Source organism: Mesorhizobium sp. M2A.F.Ca.ET.067.02.1.1, assembly GCF_004023285.1.
Classification (GTDB): Bacteria; Pseudomonadota; Alphaproteobacteria; order Rhizobiales; family Rhizobiaceae; genus Mesorhizobium.
Window position 1 is genome coordinate 1 of the sequence record NZ_RZSB01001409.1, and the last position, 479, is coordinate 479.

Below are 479 nucleotides of genomic sequence, written 5' to 3' on the forward strand. Positions count from 1 at the left end.
GCGGCGCGCCGATGACGACACCCAGCGCGTAGCCGGAAATGAGCAGGCCCGCGGCCGAGATCGAGACGCCGAGATCGGCGCTGACATCGAGCAGCAGACCCATGATGACGAATTCAGTGACACCGATGCCGAAGGCGCCGGCGGTGAGGGCATAAAGAGCAAGGGGCATGGCAGGGTCCGTTTGGTGCTGAAGGACGCCCAAGTCCCGCGCCCCGATGCCGAAGATCGTGATCCGTCGAGCTGTGAACCAGTCTTGCAATGGGCATATTTTCTGTGAAATAAATTCACAAATGGCGCGACCCGAAATCAACCGCTCCGGCGAGATCGAAGTGTTCGTCCGCGTCGCCGAGACGGGCAGTTTTTCCGCCGCGGCGCGGGCCTTGCGCATGACGCCCTCGGCGGTGAGCAAGCTGATCGCGCGGCTGGAGGCGCGGCTCGGCGCGCGGCTGGTCAGCCGCTCGACACGCAAGCTGCAACTG

Annotated in this window: 1 protein-coding gene and 1 pseudogene; one reads left to right on the forward strand and one right to left on the reverse strand. The window is 64.3% G+C overall.

Annotation, left to right across the window (positions count from 1 at the left end; all coding sequences use genetic code 11):
- Positions 1-169: pseudogene (locus EOA28_RS40770) on the reverse strand (MFS transporter); the annotation flags it as partial.
- Between the two features lie 121 nt (positions 170-290).
- Here EOA28_RS40770 and EOA28_RS38085 point away from each other — a divergent pair.
- On the forward strand, positions 291-479 hold a 189-nt coding region (locus tag EOA28_RS38085; RefSeq protein ID WP_148671229.1), incomplete at its 3' end, for a LysR family transcriptional regulator.